At 75.2% G+C, this 14,658-nt stretch carries 8 protein-coding genes; 2 read left to right on the plus strand and 6 right to left on the minus strand.

Annotation, left to right across the window (positions count from 1 at the left end; all coding sequences use genetic code 11):
* Nucleotides 1-138: 138 nt before the first annotated feature.
* The 6 genes from ABGB17_RS16510 to ABGB17_RS16535 form a co-directional block, all read right to left on the minus strand.
* Nucleotides 139-1,395 (minus strand): MFS transporter, encoded by a 1,257-nt coding sequence (locus tag ABGB17_RS16510; RefSeq protein WP_347630285.1) that lies wholly within the window; start codon nt 1,393-1,395, stop codon nt 139-141.
* Nucleotides 1,392-3,719 carry a lantibiotic dehydratase gene (locus tag ABGB17_RS16515; protein ID WP_347630287.1) on the minus strand — a complete coding sequence of 776 codons (2,328 nt, stop codon included), beginning with the start codon at nt 3,717-3,719 and terminating at the stop codon, nt 1,392-1,394. Before ABGB17_RS16515 ends, ABGB17_RS16510 begins: the two co-directional genes overlap by 4 nt.
* A 181-nt stretch (nt 3,720-3,900) precedes the next feature.
* A complete protein-coding gene (locus tag ABGB17_RS16520; protein WP_347630289.1) occupies nt 3,901-5,157 on the minus strand; it encodes a hypothetical protein in 1,257 nt (418 codons plus the stop codon).
* Between the two features lie 695 nt (nt 5,158-5,852).
* On the minus strand, nt 5,853-8,252 hold the full coding sequence (locus ABGB17_RS16525) for a lantibiotic dehydratase (RefSeq protein ID WP_347630291.1): 2,400 nt from the start codon (nt 8,250-8,252) through the stop codon (nt 5,853-5,855).
* A 140-nt stretch (nt 8,253-8,392) separates the two neighbouring features.
* Entirely contained in the window at nt 8,393-10,240 is a 1,848-nt protein-coding gene (locus ABGB17_RS16530; RefSeq protein ID WP_347630293.1) for a hypothetical protein, read from the minus strand.
* A 98-nt stretch (nt 10,241-10,338) separates the two neighbouring features.
* Nucleotides 10,339-10,482: an ammosamide/lymphostin RiPP family protein gene (locus tag ABGB17_RS16535; RefSeq protein ID WP_347630295.1), complete on the minus strand. Its 144-nt coding sequence runs from the start codon at nt 10,480-10,482 to the stop codon at nt 10,339-10,341.
* Nucleotides 10,483-10,868: 386 nt separating this feature from the next.
* Here ABGB17_RS16535 and ABGB17_RS16540 point away from each other — a divergent pair, with 386 nt between their 5' ends.
* Nucleotides 10,869-13,562, plus strand: coding sequence for a hypothetical protein (locus tag ABGB17_RS16540; RefSeq protein ID WP_347630297.1), 2,694 nt, complete (start codon nt 10,869-10,871; stop codon nt 13,560-13,562).
* Entirely contained in the window at nt 13,559-14,647 is a 1,089-nt protein-coding gene (locus ABGB17_RS16545) for an FAD-dependent oxidoreductase (RefSeq protein WP_347630299.1), read from the plus strand. Before ABGB17_RS16540 ends, ABGB17_RS16545 begins: the two co-directional genes overlap by 4 nt.
* The last annotated feature ends 11 nt before the right edge of the window (nt 14,648-14,658 follow it).

Genomic DNA, 14,658 nt, shown 5'->3' on the forward strand with positions numbered 1-14,658 from the left:
GTGTCACGCGGGCCCCGCGCCGGCCCTCCTCCACGCCCGGACCGGCGCCCGTGCCCCACATCGAAAGACGGCGTCAGGCGGGGGCGCACCCGCCACGCGGCCCGCCGCCGTCCGGCGCGATATCCGCTGAAAGTTTCGTCAGGCCGCCGTGCCCGGCGCCGGGGCCGGGGCGGAAGGGCGGATGGCGAGGGTGAGGACGGCGGCGAGGACGGCCATGCCCGCGGCCACCAGGAAGCCGCCGCCGGGGTTGCCACCCGAGGCGAGACCGCCGGCCGCCGCCGCGGCGAGAGCGCCGCCGCCCTGGCCGAGGGCGTTCAGCCACGCGAACGACTCGGTCATGGAGTCCTCGGGCGCGACCTCCTCCATCGCGGTGAACTGCGCCGTCATCATGGGGGCGAGCGCCACCCCGGTCACCGCGAACAGCACCGCGAGCAGCCACAGGTTCGTCACCGCGGCGGCCACCGCGTACCCGCAGGCGAGCACGAGAAGGAACGCCCCGAGATGCTGAGCGGTGGTGCCGCGCAACCGCGACGCGCCGTACGCCAGGCCGCCGAACACGCTGCCCACGGAGAACGCCGCGATCAGCAGGCCACCCGCGTCCGCGTGGCCCAAGGAGTCGGCGGTGGCAAGCAGCGCGACCTCCACCCCGATGATGCCGCCGGTCGCGAGCGCGCCGACCGGCAACATCCAGCGCACCCCGGACGCGCGCAACGGGCCCCGCCAGTCACGCGGGCCGTCCCCGCCGGTGGGCCGGGACACGCGGATCGCCCGGGCCGCCGCCAGGGCGAGGCAGCCCCCCGCGGTCAGCGCGGCGGTGACGCCGAGCGCGACGCGGGCGTCACCCAGCACCAGCAACAGGGCCACCGCGGAGGGGCCGGCGATGTAGACCGCGTCCACGACGATGGACTCCAGGGCGAACGCCGCCGTGCGCACCCCGGAGTCGGTGAGCGACCGGCTCCACATCGTCCGCATGATCGGTGAGATCGGCGGCAGCATCACGCCGATGACGAAGCTGATCGCCATCGGCACGGCGACCGGGGCGCGGACGGTCAGCGCGACCAGCAGGGCCAGCAGCGCCAAGCCCTGCCCGAGACCCGAGATGACCAGCACGATCGCGGCGCCGCGCCGGTCGGCCGCGCGGCCCCGCAGCGGCCCCGAGACGCCGACACCCACCGCGAACAGGGCCGCCGCGATACCGGCCTGGGTGTAGGAACCGGTGCTCTGCACGAAACCGATCACCAGCACCAGGCCGATCATCCCGCTGGGCAGCCGCGCGACCAGCGCGGCCAGCGTCATGGGCAGCACGCCCGGTGTGCCGAACAGCGTGCGGTAGCGGCGGAGGCCGGTCGTGGGGATCTCGGCGGGCCCGGTCCCGGGCGTGGTCTCGGTGGTCATGCGTTCCCTCCTCGTGCGGGCAGGGGTGCTGCTTCAGGGGTGGGGCGGGTCAGTTGCATGCGGAGTTCACAGGTGTAGCGGCCGGCCTCGTCGCGCAGCCAGAGCTCGTCCGGCCCGGGGTACATCTCCTCCACCAGGACCCGGGTGCCCGGCGTGCGCTCGCCGCCGAGCAGGTGGCCGAGCAACTCGGCGGCGAACGGTGAGGCGGTGTCCACCAGGATGGGCTTGCGCTCGGCCTCGACGCGGGCGAACACGAAGCGCGGCAGCCCGTGCGCGCGGGCCAGGCGCCGCAGGGCGAGCAGCGCGGCGGGGCCCCGGCCTCCGGTGGGGAGCGCGGCGGCGTCCAGGATCCAGCGTTCGCGCTGGTAGCACGCGTCGCCGATCGTCACCCTGCCGAGGTGGCCCGTGCCGCCGCGCACCGGCGCGTGCAGCACCGACGGGTGGGACAACGCGGCGAACGGCGGGTACGTGGTGAGGTCGTTGAGCATCGGGTACAGCGTGATGGCGTTCCCGGCGGGGTCCCGCAGCACGGGGCGGCCGTCCCGCAGCGTCACCGTGCAGCCCGCGGCGGTCACGTTGTCCGTGCGTCCTTCGGGGTCGGTGGCGGTGAAGACGAGCCTGCGGCCCGGGAAGCGGTAGAAGCCCTTGTTGCGGCGGCTGGTGGCGAGGCCCGTCACGCCGGCGCCGTCCCGGGCCAGCCAGTCCGCGGCCACCCGGTCGAACGCGTCCGGGTCGGGGTGGAAGGTGGTCAGCCAGCCGCGCAGCAGCAGGTGGTGGTGCACCCGGGCGAGCACCACGCGCCACGAGCCGTCCACGGCCTCCTCGGGGCTCGCCATCGCCAGGCAGACGTCGGGGAGCGCGTACCGGGGGCCCGGCTCGGACGCGCCGAGGGCGTCCGCGGTCAGCTTCACCGGTTCACCATCCTCGGCGGGCACGTCCACCGGGCGCACCGGGGAGAAACGGCTGCCCTCCTGGTGCTCGGGGCGGGCCCTCGCGGCGTAGTCGGTGAACGTCAGCGTGCCGCCGGCCGCCTCCACCAGGGCGGCCATGGCCGTGCGGTGCCCCTCCTGCACCTGGTCGCCGAAGGCGGCGGACAGCTCCAGCGCCGGGGTGAGCGCCCGGGCCAGCCGTTCGGCGGTGTCCCGGCCCACCGCCAGGCGGAACGGCGAGGAGGCCTCCTCGAACAGCACCAGGCGGTCCGCGTACACCGCGCCCGCGCCGCGGCGGGCCGGGACCCCGGTGAGCTCGGTGAAGGTGGTCTCCAGCTCGGTGAGCACGTCCCGGCGCGTGCCGACGTCACCCGCCGCCGCGGCGAACCGTTCACACCGCACCGCCAGCCCGTCCAGACGTGCGAGCCACCGGTCTCGGCCCGGCGACTCCGGTAACTGTTCGATCGCGGCCCGCAACCCCGGCAGCGGATCGACCGTCTCCCCCGGCACCTCCAGCCCCCGCACCGCCACGCCCGCCGCGAGCAACGGCCGCACCGTCTCGGCCACCACACGCACCGGCACCCCGGTGACCTCGGCCAAGCGGCCGAGCCCCGCCGCCCCGTCCTCCAGGATCGCGACCACCCGCTCGGTCAGCGACCCCTCCGGCAGCGGGACCTCCCGGCCGTCCGCCATGACCCCCGCGGGTGTGCGGACGGCGAGCATGCTGAGCCGCACCGGCACATGCGGCGCCAGCCCCTTGTCCCGCCCCGCCGCCCTGGCCAGCTCGACGACGGCCCAGTGCGCGAGGAAGGCCCGCCGCACCTGCCCGCCCGCCGCCTCGACCGCGAACCCGCTGCCCCCCACCTCGCCGTACCCCATCGGCCCGAACGCGCTGGCCGTCTCGTTCTTCGCGCAGAACCGCTGCAGATAGTTGTAAAGCTGCCGCTCCACCCGCCGATACTTCGCCGTGTCCGGCACTTCGGCGAGCGCGAGATACCCCGCCACCATCCCGTCATACATCCCCGGATTGGACGTGAACACCCCGTCCCTGAACCGTTCCGTGCCCGCCAGCTCCCGCAACCGCCCCCGCACCCGAGGCGCCTCCTCCTCGTACACCTCCACAAGCCGCCCGAACGCCTCCTGCCATCGCCGCACCACCCCTTTGGCCCGCCCCGGCACCGACGGCGCCCCACCCCGCGCCAACACCCCCACAACCTCCCCCGCCGAGTCCTCCCCCAAAACCTTCGCCAACTCATCCTCGACCGCCAGCACCTCGGCGCACGCCGCCAACACCTCCGCGCCGGCCCCCAAGGACTCCACCCAGTCGAACGGCATCCCCGCATGCCGCATCACGAAGATCGCCCCGAGCTCCCACTCCACCCCGTCACCATTCATCGCACTGTCTCCTTCGCTGTAGAACTCCAGCCGCCCCGGCACGAGCGGCACCGCCCCCGGTACACCCCGCCGCCCCCACCGTCCCGGCCGTCATGACGGCGTCCCCGCGTCGCCGCGACGGTGGGACGTGGTGCGGCGGGATCGGCGCCGTCGTGCGGTGGCCGGCCGGTTGGGTGGTGGGTCATGTGCGTACCAGGAGGCCGTTGCCGACCAGGGTGTCGAGGATCTTGGCGCGGCCTTTCGGGGGGACTCCGGGGAGGGCGTCCGGCTCGGGGATCGGGTGGCGGGTGGTGCGCAGGCGGCTCGCCACGCGGGGGTCCAGGCGGATGACGCGGCCCAGGCGTAGGTTCACCGCGTACCAGTCGGGCGGGGTGGTGACGAGCACGGTGTCGGGGGCCAGGGCGATGCCGGGGGTGGTGCCGCCGGGCGGGTCCTCGGCCAGGTAGGCGGCGGCGACGCGGGCGGGGATCAGGGTGCCGGTGCTCGCCAGGGCGGGGCCGATGTCGGCTATCAGGGCCTGGACTTCGGCATCCGTCAAGGTGCCGGGGGCGTGGAAGTGGTGGTGGCGGGCGAGGTCTTTCGTGGACGGGGTGATCTCCACGGGGGTTCTCCCCCAGGCGGGGGTGGTCCAGTGGGTCGGCCAGTCAAAGGGGCGCAGGCCGACGAGGCGGTCCACGGGGGCGTTCTCTGCGGTCAGGGTGGCGATGGCCGTCCGGGTGCGGGTCGCGCTTATGCCTGGGGCTCCCAGCCACAGTTCGGCCAGCACGGTGACGCCGGCGGCGCGTAGTTTCTCGACGGCCTCACGCATCCGGTCCATCGGCACCGTGCCGCCGCCGCGGCCGATGACCTCGTGGTCGGCGGCGCAGATGCCGAGTACGACCGTGGTGCAGCCGGAGGCGATCAGTCCGCCCGGGTCCGCCACGGTCATGGCCAGTCCTGCGCGGCCCGCCCACGGTGCGGGGGGGACCGGGTCGCCGGCCCATTCGCGCCAGTACGGCCCGGGTTCGTCCGCGGGGGGGAGCCCGGTGACCCGGCGCCAGAGCGGTGCTGGAGGATCGGCGAGCTTGGCGTGGCGCAGCGGTGGCAGGGTGGCGAGCACCGGCCAGTGTGCGCGGGCGAAACGGCCGGTGACCAGGGGCGGCGTGGGGAGGCGGGCGGCGATGGTGAGCGTCGCGGGCAGTTGCTGGTCCCGGTCCAGGACCAGCCAGATGTCCCCACCCGCGGCGGTGGCCGTCTCGATGGCTTCCTTGACCTCGGCGTCGTACGGTGCGGGGGCGCGCGAGGCCCGCAGGGCCGCGGCCGAGTCCTCGGTGGTTCCGTCCCGCAGTTCCAGATCGTCCAGCGTGACCTCGACCGCCCCGGCCGGGTGATGAGCCGCCGCGGGGACCAGGACGGCGGCCGCCCGCATCCGTCCCAACGGTCCCGCCGCGTTGGTCATCCCGGCCACCCCCGCCCGCAACCGTACGACAACGTCCTCCGCGACCCCGTCCATGGCCACCGCACGGGGCGCTCCCGCGTTGCCACTCCCTGTTTCCCCCCGCGCGGCGCCCGCTGCCGCCGTGCCTGCGGCCGGCGGCGCGGCCGATGGCGTGATGCCCGCGGCCGGCGGCTCCGCCGCCGTGCCGGTGCCGCTTGCCGCTTCGGTGGTTCTGCTAGTTCCGGCGACTCCGGCGACTCCGGCGACTCCGGCGACTCCGGCGACTCCGGCGACTCCGGCGACTCCGGCGACTCCGGCGGGTCCGGCGACTCCGGCGGGTCCGGCGACTCCGGCGGGTCCGGCGACTCCGGCGGGTCCGGCGACTCCGGCGGGTCCGGCGACTCCGGCGGGTCCGGCGACTCCGGCGGGTCCGGCGGGTCCGGCGGGTCCGGCGGGTCCGGCGGGTCCGGCGACTCCGGCGGGTCCGGCGACTCCGGCGGGTCCGGCGGGTCCGGCGGGTCCGGCGGCTTCGGCGGAGCTGGCGGGTTCGGCGACTCCGCTGGCTTCGGCGGGGCTGGAGGGGGTGCCGGGTGTGGCGAGCAGTCGGGCGATGAAGTGATGGCCGGGGTTCAGAACGTGGAGGGGGGTGGTGGGGGGTTCCGGGAGTGTGGTGATGTCGGACAGTGGGGGGATGATGATCGTCGGGGGGGTGGGGGTCATGGAGTCGGTCCGGTGTGGGTGGTGAGGGCTATGCGGAATTCGCTGGTGTGGGGGCCGGTGGAGCGGTGGAGCCAGAGGGATTCGGGGGTGGGGAGCATCTCCGAGAGGGACAGGGGGGCGGTGGCGGCCAGGGTGCGGAGGTGTTCCTGGGCCGGGGGGGCGTCCAGGTCGAGGCAGATGGGTTTGGTTTCTGTGGGGCTCACGGCGAAGACGTGTCTTGGCCAGCCGCGGCGTTCGCGTTCGGTCGTCACGGCGGCGAAGAGGTCCAGGCGGGTGGTGGCGTTGGTGATGCCGGGGAGTGTGCCGGTGGGGAGGTCCCAGCGTTCGCGTTGGACGACCAGGTCGCCGAGGACGAGCCTCGGGGTGTGTTCGCCGGCGCGCAGGCGGGGGAAGTCGACGGGGACGGGGGCGAAGACACGCAGGTGGGGGTGGTCGTCTTCGCCGATGTACAGGGACAGGGGGCCGTTCGGGCCGATCAGCTCAGGGCGGCCGTCGCGCAGGACGGCGCGGAGGTCGCCGGCGGCCACGTGGCGGCCGGCGGGGGCGCCGGAGCGGCCGGTGACCTCGATGAAGGTGCCGGGGTAGGTCGCGCCGACGAGGCCCTTGTGCTGGCGGCGGTGCAGCACGGTGGCCGCGCGCTCCAGGCCGCCCCACACGCCGAGCGCCGGGGCCACGTCCCTGGCCAGCTCACCGGGGTCGGGGGCGAAGTGGGCTTGGAGTCCCCAGGCGAAGACGTAGGGATGGATCTCGCCCAGTACCAGCGGTGCGTCACCGGCCTGGAGCATCACGTCGGGGCTGACGAAGAAGGTGCCTTCGGGGGGATTGGTGAGGTCCGCGACCGCTTCGGGGGGGAGGTACGCGTGGCGGCCGTCGGACACGGCAAGGAAACGGTCCAGCAACGCGGTCCGCCAGCGGCCCCAGGTGTCCAGCACGGGTTCGAAGGCGCCGGTCGCGAGGTGGGCGGCGAACTCGTCGGCGAAGTCGAGGAACGGGAGTGACCCGCCGTGGCGGGACAGGACCTCGGCCGCGATCGCGCGGAGGCCTTCGTGCTGGAGGCGTCCGCCGGTCAGGCCGAGACGCAGCACGGGGTCGAGGGCCCGCTCCATTCGCCGTGCGGTGGCGGCGGGCCAGCGTACGGGCTGGCCGTCGGCGTGGCAGTCCTCGAACAGGATGAAACGGTCGGCGTAGGTGCGGCCCTGGTTGCGGCGCGCGGGTACGCCGGTGACCGACGTGAACAGTTCCTCGGCGGCTGCGAGGATCTTCGTTCGCTCCGCCACGCCGGGTTCTTCCGCGAACCGCCGCAGCAGCGCCTCCAGGTCGTCGGCGGCGTCCCGGAACCGTGCCGCGGCGGGGACGTCCGGCAGTCGCCCCACCACGTCCCGCAGCGGGTACACGGTGGTCGAGCTCGGCTCCAGATCCCGGCGCAGCAGCAGCGTGCGCTCGAGTACGCTGACCCGCCGCTCCGCTTCCTCGGCGCCTGTACCGGTGGCGATCCCCAGCTCGGCGGCGGTCCTCACCCCGTCGGCGGCGCGCACCAGCGCGAGATCGATCGGGTCGAGGCGCACGGGGTCCCGCCCGGGAATCCGTGCGACACCGGTCTCCTCGATGATCGCGACCGGTAGGCGGCGTGGCGGCAGCAGTTTGCGGATGGACGGCACTGCGGCGGCGGCCCGCCCCCAGGCGACGGCTGCCCAGAACGTCGTGAATGTTTCCCGTGAAGCCACGCCGGACGGGGTCTCCGGACCGCATTCGATGGAGTCGGCCTCCGGGTCGACCCGGCCGAAGCACACCGGGCCGAAGAAGCTCGTGGTCTCGTTCTTGGCGCCGAGACGCTGCAGGTAGGCGTACTCGCGCCGCTCCATCGCCCGGTCCCGCGCGGTCCGCGAGGCCTCCCCCGGCCGCTCGTCCCGGCGGACCAGGGACTCCAGGAAGTCGGGGGAGAGCAGGAACACCGCCTCCCGCACGTCGGTACGCCCGGTCGCGGTCCGGAGCGCCGCCGCGGCCTCCGGCCCCTCGGACTCCAGCAGGTCACCGGCCCGCGCGGTGTGCGCGGCGGCGTCGTCCAGAGCGCCGGTCCACTCCCGGTGGCCGGACACCAGCTCCGCCGACCACGGGCCGGCCGGCAGTTCGGCCGCCGCGCGGCGCCCGACGCGGGCGCGCAGCCGGGACAGGGCCCGCAGCGCGGCCCGGTCGCCGCCGTCGGCGCGCAGCCGCTCCACCTCCGCCGGGATCACGGTCTCCAGCAGCCCGGCGCGGGCCGCCTCGGCGCGGTCCCGGCACAGGTGCGCGTCGCGCAACGCCGCCGCCGTACGCGGGCAGTCCAGGCCGGACAGCAGGCCGAACGGGAAGCCCGCGCGCCGCAGCACGAAGGTGTCCAGCATCCGGAACGCGGTCACGCCGGCGCGGCCAGCCCCCGGGAGGTCAGCCGGAAGGGATGGTTCGGCTCGGGGGTGGGCCGGCGCGGTCACGCCGGCGCGGCCAGGCCCAGGGAGGTCAGCCGGAGCGGACGGTTCGGCTCGGGGGTGGGCCGGCGCGGTCATGCCGGCGCGGCCAGGTCGAGGGCGATCAGCCGGAAGGGGCGGTTCAGCTTGGTGGTGGGCCGGGGCAGCGCGCCGGCCAGGGACGCGGGGTCGTCCCCGGCGGCGTCCAGCGCGGCGATCAGGGTGGCGGCCTCCACGCGGAAGGCGAGGCTGGCGGCGGCGAGTTCCCGCACGTCCGGCCCGGGTGTCTGGCCGGCGGCGACGGCACGTCCGGTGCGGGCGACCGCGAGGGCGTAGGGGTCGCCGAGCGCGGTCGCGGCGGTCTCGGCCAGCACGTACCACTCGCCGGCCCGGCCGGGCTCGCCGAGGTCCAGCAGCATGCCGCCGATCTCGGTGGCGACGATCTGCTGGTGGAGCTGGTCGTCGAGCCTGCGCGCCAGCTCGTACGCGGTGGCGTACCCGGCGAGCGCCTCCTCGTGCCGCCCCGCCCGGTAGTCGAGGCCCGCGGCGCGGTAGCTGTGGTGCTTGAAGAAGCTGTCGCCCCACCCGGAGCTGATCTTGGCGAAGTGGTCCCACGTGCCGCTCGCCGTGTCGTACTTCTTCGCCATCTCCTGCAGCACGCTGATGTTGGAGATCAGGTTGATCTTCAAGTGGGTCGCGTCCGCCGAGTGCAGCTTGGAGATCAGCGCGACGGCCTTCTTCTCCTCGCGCATCGCCTGCGGGTACTCCTTGGCCCGCACGTGGGCCAGCGCCCGGACGTTGCGCAGCCACGCCTGCTCGACCGCGGACACCTCCGACGGCTCCTTGGCGAGCCGCCCGAGGCCGTGCTCGATGTCGGCGACGCCGAGCGGCAGGGTACCCGCCCGCTTGACGGCGAGCAGCGCCCGCAGCAGCAGCACCTGCGCCTCGCTCACCGCGTCCGGTGCGACGGCGGCGGCCCGGTCGAACTCCGCCCGCGCGCCCTCGATGTCCTGCACCAGCGCACGCACGACGCCGATGGAGCGCAGCGCGAAGGCCCGCAGGTGCGCCGGGGAGGCGGCGGCGTCCACGTGGACGCCGATGGCGGGCGTGCCGTCGCCGGGGTCGAGCGCGGTGAAGTGCTCGCGGACCGCGGCGCAGTCCAGCGCGGGCACGGTGTCGAGGAGCGTGAGCAGCGCCTCGGCGGCGAGGATGCCGCCCTCGTGGTTGGCGCTGAAGAAGCAGGACCGGATGGCGAGCAACGCGGCGGCGGCCGTGCGCTCCGGCGGCCCGGCGGGCTCGCCGAGCACCTCGGTCAACTGGCGGTGCTCGGGCACGTCCCCGGGCACGTCGTCGGTGAGGATCTCCACGGGGGGCTCAGGGGACGGCGCGGCGACGCCGAGCCGGTCCAGCAGCGCCGCCAGGGTGGCGCGGCGCACGGCGGCGGCCCGCGCGGACGTCCCGGCGGGCGGGTCCAGGTCGGCGAGCCACAAGCCGGTGCCGGTGGCTCCGCTCAGCGCGAGCCGTTCGGCGATCCGGGGCAGCGCCCGCAGGCTCACCACGTCGGCGTGCCCGATCCCGCGCAGCAGCAGCGGCCGGCCCACCGCCACCAGGGCCGCGGTCACCGCCTCGGCGCCGGTGTCCAGCACCCGGAACACCTGCTCGGACTCGGCGTGCAGGCGCCGCTCGGACGGCGTGCCCGCGAGGTCCGCCAGCAGCGGCGCGTCGGGGAACGTCCCGGGGAACAACCACTGCCATTCCGGCCGGCGGCGCCGCGCGACCTCGTCCACGACCTCGGGGGCGAGCCCGGCCAGTGCGGTCAGCACCGCACGCAGGGACGAGAAGGCGACGGGGAGCCGGGTGCCCACGGCCACGACGACGGGCGCCGTGCCGGGCGACGGAGACGCCGGACCGCCGACGCGCAGCACGTCCCGCGGGATCTCCACCAATGTATTCGTAACCATTCGCACCAGGGCTCCCATCGCGATCCTGTGGCATTGGAAATAGATGTCTCAGCGGGAACCGCCGTCGGCGGCCGTATCGCTCAGGCGAGCGGGGCGATGCGGTTCTCGATTTCCTCGAGCAGGAACTCCATGTCGTCCAGGTCGCCGAGTTCGTCGTCGTCGTACGCGGCGTCCTCCGCCACGGAATCGACCGCGGAATCCGGGGAGATCTCCTCGTCGGCCATATGCAGGGCTCCTTTTCGAATGTTCGCCGGTGACCCGCGGGTACGCGTGTCACCGGGGCGTTCCTCGTCTCCGCTGTCGCACGCACGGCACCGGGCCGGGCATGGCGAAACGGCGGGCCGGCACGTCCCGTGCGGCCGGGAGCGCGGTCCCTCCTGTCGTTCACCGATCCTGTAACAGCAGCCCCAGCGTGTCTTCTTCGCACGTGCCGAGTTTGGGTTTTCCCGCTCGTTCTTCCGGTCTGCTGAACGCAGCATTCTGGAAGACGGGCCACGCGGGCCGGGCCGTTTACGGTGGGCGTCGAGCCCGTTCCGGTTCACGGCACCGGCGATTTCCCGCGACCCCGGAGTTCACGCAGCATGGAACGGCCCTTGTCCCAGGCGACGCCATGACGGCGGACGCCACCCGGTGGCGGCCCGCGCCCCTGGCGCTGCTGCGGCGCACCGGCTTCCCGTTCGAGCTGCTCGACCGCCTCACCGTCCCCGAGGTGGCCGGGTCGCTGGACGCCTACCGGGCGGCGCGGACGCACGCCGAGAAGTTGTGCGCCGAGTTCACCGCCCAGCTCTTCGACCGTGCCGTACGCGAGCAGGAGGCCGCGCAGGCCCCGCCACCGGTCTTCAAGGCCCTCTACCGGGTACGCCGCGCCGCGGACCGGACGGAGCCGCCCCCCGCCCACGCACTCGCGACCGTGGAGTCACTCGGCCCCGAGACCGCGGACTGGGCAGCCCGCTGGCGCGCCGCCACCGGCCGGCTGGACACGTGCCGCGCCCACGTGAACGCCACGGCGGAAGCCGCCCTGACCCGAGCCCGCACCCTGCTCTGGCAGACCGCGACAACCGAGCCCTTCCGCGAAGCCGTCCTCCTGTCCAACCCCGGCGCCTACGAACGAGTCCTCCACCGAACCCCCCTCACCCAAACCCACCCCACCTCGCCGGTCGGTTCGCCGGTCGGTTCGCCGGTCGCTTCGCCGGTCGGTTCGCCGGTTGCGTCGCCGGTTGCGTCGCCGGTCGGTTCGCCGGTCACTTCCCCGGTGGCGTCGCCGGCCTCCCCGGCGTCCTCCGCCTCCAAGGACTCGCTTGTCCCGTCGGCCCCGGTGGTCCCGGCGGCTTCGTCGGCCGGACTGCCTCCCACCCCACCCCCTTCCCCCGGTCCGCCTGGAGGGCGGAACGCGAAGGTGCGGCGGGAGGAGGGGTTGTTGTACGCGTATCTGCAGCGGTTCTGTGCGAAGAACGAGTCGGTGAGTTTCTTCGGGCCGGTGGACGCCGTGCGGGTCGAGGCTGGTTCGGCTGTGCCGCTCGTCCTGAACCGCAGGGCCGGCAGCCTTCAGGGGCGGTGGACGCGTGCCGCTCATTGGGCCGCCGAGGCCCTGGCGGGGCGTGCCGCGGAGGACCTCGCTGAGCACGTGCCGCTGCGCCTCGCGCCTGGTTTCGCCGCCTCGCCGGACGGACGGCGGCTCGTCATGCCGGACGGGCGTGCCGCACGGCTCGATCCGGCGTCCGGGGCGGCGGTCCGTGCCTGTGACGCCGGGGTGACCCTGGGCCGGTTCGCCGAGAAGGCCACATCCGAGGAGGAGGCCGCCGCACGTCGCCTCATGGCGCGTGGTGTCATCCGGCGCGACATCCCGGTCCCCACCGCCGTGGACGACCCTCTCGCGGCGCTCCGCGCGGCGCTTGCCGGCATGGGCGAGGACGCCGCGACGTGGGTGGCGCGGGTGGACCGGTTCGCGGCGGGTGTGGCGCGGTTCGCGGCGGCGGGCGACGCGGACCGGCTGGAGGCGTTGCGTGCGGCGGAGGAGGTGTTCGCCGAGCTGAGCGGGGCCGAGCCACGCCGGGCGGCGGGCACCATCTACGCCGACCGGCTGATCGTCACCGAGGACTGCCGGGGGGATGTCGTGGACGCGGCGATCGGCGGGCCGCTGCTCGACGGCATCTCCACGCGCCTGGACCCGGTGTTGCGACTGTGCGCGGGCTACGGCCTCACGGTCGCCGACGCTGTGCACGAGCGGGCCCTCGCGCTGCACGCCGAGCTGGGGGGCGGCGCCGCCACCGGCTTCCTCCCCTTCATCGCCGCGCTCGACGCCCACGTGGACATGACGCGGATCGCGGACGCCCCGCCGGTCGCGGCCTGGCTGGCCCGCCTGGCGGCCCTCGTGCGGGACCGCGACCGTGACGGCCTCGCCGACCTGGACCCGGCCGACGTCGCGCCGTTCACCCGGCCGCTGCCGCCGGGCCTCACCGTCTCCCCGGACATCTTCCTCGCCGCCCCCGACGAGAAGGCCCTGCGGGACGGCGCCGCCGAGCTGATCGTCGGGGAGATCCACCACGGCACCCAGGTCTGGACCCACCTCGGCGCGCTGCTGCGGGACCATGATCACCTCGCCGCCGAGATCGCCGAGCTGCTCACCGTGGACGGCAGGCTCCCCGCCGCGCTCGTGCACCGCCGCACCCAGGGCAAGGCGTTCGAGCGCGACCTCCCCGGCCTCGACATCGAGGTGCTCGGCCGTTCCACCAAGGACGACGCGCACCGTCTGCGCGCCGCCGACGTGACGGTGGTGCGCGGGCCGGACGGCCTGCGGCTGCGCCACCCGGGCCACGGAGACCTTTTCCTGCGCCCGAGGGACCCGCGCGCCGCGTCGAGCTGGCTGTTCGGCCCGCCGCCCGTGGTCGCGCCGCCGCTGGACATCCCCGGCGCCTCCCCCCGGGTGCGTCTCGGCGGCGTCACCCTCTGGCGGCGCGCCTGGGAGATCCCCGCCGCCGCGCTCGACGGCCTGCTGCGCGCCGCCGGCCCCGCCGAGGCGTTGCTCGCCGCGGACCGGCTGCGTGCGGAGCACGGCCTGCCCGCCCGGGTGTTCGCCCGGGTGCCCGGCGAGCGCAAACCCTTCTACGCCGACCTCGCCGAGCCGCTCAGCCTGGAGCACCTCGTCCACATGACACGCGCGGCGTCCGGGCCGCTGCGGCTCACCGAACTGCTGCCGGGCCCGGACGGCTGGTGGCTGGCCGACGGGCGGGGCCGCTACAGCACCGAACTGCGGATGACGTACTTCACCCGCCCTCAGGGACCTCGCGGAAAGGAAGACCAATGACTCGATACGACGTCGCCGTCATCGGCGCGGGGGTGGTGGGGGCGTCCACTGCCCGCCTGCTCGCCGCCCAGGGTGCCTCGGTCTGCGTGCTGGACGCCGGCGCGCGCGGCGGGCGCGGTTCGCGTGCCGCCGCGGGGGTCGGCGTGCCGTCGGTGCGCCTGCTCGCCGACCCCCTGATGCTGGGCTTCGCCGAGGCGGGACGCAAGCAGTTGCTCGCCGACCTGGAGGAGCTCACCGGCGGCGACCCCGGCCGGCTGCGCACCGAGGCGGGGGTGATCCGCGTCGTGCGGACCCCGCAGCACCGGGAAGAGCTGGAGCAAGCCGCCGCGGGCCACCCCGGTTACCTCGGCGAGTGGCTGGACGGCGAGCGGCTGGCCGCCGTCGAGCCGCTGATGGCCACCGGCAAGATCCACGGCGCGTACTTCGACCCCACCGGCCTGGTGATGGACGCCGACGGCTACGTCACGCTGCTCCAGCAGGCCGCCGTCGCCGCGGGTGCACAGGTGCGCTTCGGCACCCAGGTGTTCGGCGTCGAGCAGTCCGCGGACGGCGTGACGCTGCGCACCCAGGACGGCGCGCTGGAGGCCGACCGGGTGGTCGTCGCCGCCGGCGCGTGGTCCGGCGCCATCCCCGGGATCACCCCGCTTCCGGTGCGCCCCCTGCGCGGCCAGATGTTGCGCCTGGACGCCACCGTCAGCCTGCGGCACGTGGTGTCCGGCTCGGTGTACGCGGCGCCGAGCAGGTCGGGCACTGTCGTGGTCGGCGCCACCGAGGAGAACGCGGGCTTCGCCGAGTCGGTGACCCCCGAGGGCCTGCTGGTGCTCACCGCGTTCCTCGGCCGCATGCTGCCCCGGCTCGCCGCCGGCTCCCTGCGCGACGCCTGGAGCGGCCTGCGCGCCGCCGCCCCCGGCGGCCGTCCCCTGATCGGCGCGGTCCCCGCAGAGGACCGCGTGATCGCCGCCACCGGCCACGGCGGCCAGGGCATCCTCACCGGCGGCCTCACCGGCCGCGCCGTCGCCGGCTACCTGGCCACCGGCGACGACGAGTGGGTGAGAGCCTTCACCCCGGCGCTGGAGCGCGAGTGACCACCACGGCC

Origin of the sequence: Sphaerisporangium sp. B11E5 (genome assembly GCF_039871875.1) — a bacterium.
GTDB lineage: Bacteria > Actinomycetota > Actinomycetes > Streptosporangiales > Streptosporangiaceae > Sphaerisporangium.

Coding starts and splice junctions, on each gene's coding strand:
- ABGB17_RS16510 (WP_347630285.1), bottom strand. CDS start 1,395: ATGACCACCGAGACCACGCCCGGGACCGGGCCCGCCGAGATCCCCACG.
- ABGB17_RS16515 (WP_347630287.1), bottom strand. CDS start 3,719: ATGAATGGTGACGGGGTGGAGTGGGAGCTCGGGGCGATCTTCGTGATG.
- ABGB17_RS16520 (WP_347630289.1), bottom strand. CDS start 5,157: ATGACCAACGCGGCGGGACCGTTGGGACGGATGCGGGCGGCCGCCGTC.
- ABGB17_RS16535 (WP_347630295.1), bottom strand. CDS start 10,482: ATGGCCGACGAGGAGATCTCCCCGGATTCCGCGGTCGATTCCGTGGCG.
- ABGB17_RS16540 (WP_347630297.1), top strand. CDS start 10,869: ATGACGGCGGACGCCACCCGGTGGCGGCCCGCGCCCCTGGCGCTGCTG.
- ABGB17_RS16545 (WP_347630299.1), top strand. CDS start 13,559: ATGACTCGATACGACGTCGCCGTCATCGGCGCGGGGGTGGTGGGGGCG.